Genomic DNA, 2,265 nt, shown 5'->3' on the forward strand with positions numbered 1-2,265 from the left:
CGCTCAACCCCGCCGCCACGGCACGAAACCCCGCGAGGTCTTTCTCGCGCGGCACCGAGACAAGCGTGAGGGCGGGGGAGGCGCCGGTGACGCGCTCGACGTGCGCGAGGGCGTTCTCGAAGCCGTCGCGGCTGACCGCCGAATCGACAAAGACGGTCGTCTCGTCGAGCGTGTGGCGCGAGAGACGCCCGGGGTAGTGCACCGTTGCGGCCGCGGCACGCACCTGCTCGGGCGTGGCATCCGGCCGTCCTAGCTCGGCGAGCAGACGTCGCGCGGCGATTATTCCGTGCGCCGCGTTCATGCCGCCGAGTCCTTCGGCGACGACGCCCGCATAGGGTGCTCGCTCGGCAGTGTCGATGCGCATCCGCTCGGCCCCGATCGCATCGGCGTGGCGACGGATGACCGCCTCGGCCTCCTCGCTCTGTGCCAGATAGCTCACCCACCGGGTGCCGGGCCGCGCGGCCCCCGACTTGTCGGAGGCGATCGCGGCGATGGTGTCGCCCAGTAGGTCGGTGTGCTCAAGAAAAGTCTGCGCCATCGCGAGGCCCGTGAGAGCGACGTGGCTCAGGTCGTCGCGGCGCCCGCCGATGCCTGCCTCGAGCACGAGTGCATCGCAGCCAACGGCTGCGAAGTGAGCGAGCCCCGCCGCAAGAAAGAACCCGCTCGGCCCGATGTAGCCGGCATCGGGTGCGGGCAGCGTGCGCAGCGCCGCGTCAACGCGTTCGAGCAGCTCCACATAGTCGTCGAGCGGCAGCACCGCTCCATTCACGCGCAGCCGGTCGCGATTGCTCACAAGCCCGGGGCTCAAGACGGTGCCCACTCGCAGTCCGGTGTGCGCGAGTAGTGCCGAGGCGTGGGCGACGGTCGTGCCCTTGCCTTTCGAGCCGACAACGCCCAGTGCGGGGGCCGGATGCTCGAGGTCGACCCCGAGCGCCGCTGCGAGCATGTCGAACCGACGCGGGTCGGCACGCTGCCCGGGCAACCGCGCGTTCCACTCCCGAAACGCCGTGCGGGATTCGAGGGCGTCAAGCGCAGCCACCGGGGGCACAATGGCCTCATGACTCGTCACTGGAACGCCCCCGCCATCGTGTTCCTCGTTCTCGCGATCGCCGGTCTGGTCGGCACGTGGACTTACAACATCATCGCCATCATCGAACAACGCGATTTCTTCGGCGACTGGTTCGGCAGTGGGCCGGCTGTCGGATCGCTCACGATGGACCTGCTCATCATGGCAGTCGCGGCGAGCGTGTTCATCGTCATCGAGGGTCGACGGCTCGGCATGAAGTATCTGTGGGCCTACATCGTGTTTGCGGGGCTCACGGCCATCGCTTTCACTTTTCCGCTGTTTCTCGCGAACCGCGCGCGGCGCCTGCAGCAGCTCGCGAGCGAGCAACACCCCACTACGACGGCGATGTAGCCAGCCGCTCAACCTCGATCTGCACGATGCGACGGAGTTCGACGCCGCGCACCGTGAGCCGTGCATCCGTCGTCTCGACGGTGTCGCCGTCGAGAGGCATGCGTCCTAGTCGATCAATGACATAGCCAGCGATGGTCTCGAACGGTCCATCGTCGACGACGAACCCTGTGCGGTCGGCGAACTCTTCGATCGTGAGCGAGCCAGGCACCAGTTGAGCGGAACCGGTGGCGTTGTGGTCATCGTGCGCGTCGTCGTACTCGTCGTAGACCTCACCGATGAGTTCTTCGACGATGTCTTCGAGCGTGACGATGCCGTCAACGCCGCCGTACTCGTCGACGACAAGAGCAATGTGGTCACCCTCGCGACGCATGAGTGTCAGGGTCGGCAGAATACGGGCGGTTGCCGGAAGGCCGGCCAGGGGTCGTTCGATGCTCGCAAGGTCGGCACCCTCGGGTGCCCACGCAAGGTCGCGCACGTGCACAAACGTCGTGATCTCGTCGACGCCGCTGTGGAGCACGGGGTACCGCGAGTACGGCTGCTCTCGAGCCCACTTCCGCGCCTCGTCAAGGGTGAGGTCACCACGAATGGCGACCATGTCGGCGCGATGGCGCATGACTTCAGCGAGCGTGCGGTCAGCAGCATGCAGCACGTCGCCGACGATCTCGCGCTCTTCATCGCCGAGTCCGTCGTGAGCACCCACGAGTTCGCGCAGTTCGTCGTCGGTGATCTGCTCTGCTCGCTGGTGAGGGTCGCCGCCAAACAGCCGCACGACGAGGTTGCTCGAGGCGGCAAGAAGCCACACGAGCGGCTTGACCGCCACCGCAAAACCCGCGAGCACGGGCGTCACC

General features: G+C 67.1%; 3 protein-coding genes. 1 reads left to right on the plus strand and 2 read right to left on the minus strand.

The annotated features are described in order from the left end of the window. Positions 1 to 1,039 (minus strand): hypothetical protein (locus SFU54_RS02110; protein WP_319014666.1); only part of this gene is annotated, 1,039 nt, incomplete at its 3' end. Between the two features lie 18 nt (positions 1,040 to 1,057). On the opposite strand from SFU54_RS02110, the gene SFU54_RS02115 reads away from it, so the two are divergent. Continuing rightward, positions 1,058 to 1,417, plus strand: coding sequence for a DUF2834 domain-containing protein (locus SFU54_RS02115; protein ID WP_319014667.1), 360 nt, complete (start codon positions 1,058 to 1,060; stop codon positions 1,415 to 1,417). On the opposite strand, the gene SFU54_RS02120 is transcribed toward SFU54_RS02115, so the two are convergent. Beyond that, positions 1,401 to 2,265, minus strand: an 865-nt coding sequence (locus tag SFU54_RS02120) for a hemolysin family protein (protein WP_319014668.1), incomplete at its 5' end; no start/stop codon positions are given. The genes SFU54_RS02115 and SFU54_RS02120 overlap by 17 nt on opposite strands.

The organism is Microcella sp., from assembly GCF_033763155.1.
Classification (GTDB): Bacteria; Actinomycetota; Actinomycetes; order Actinomycetales; family Microbacteriaceae; genus Microcella.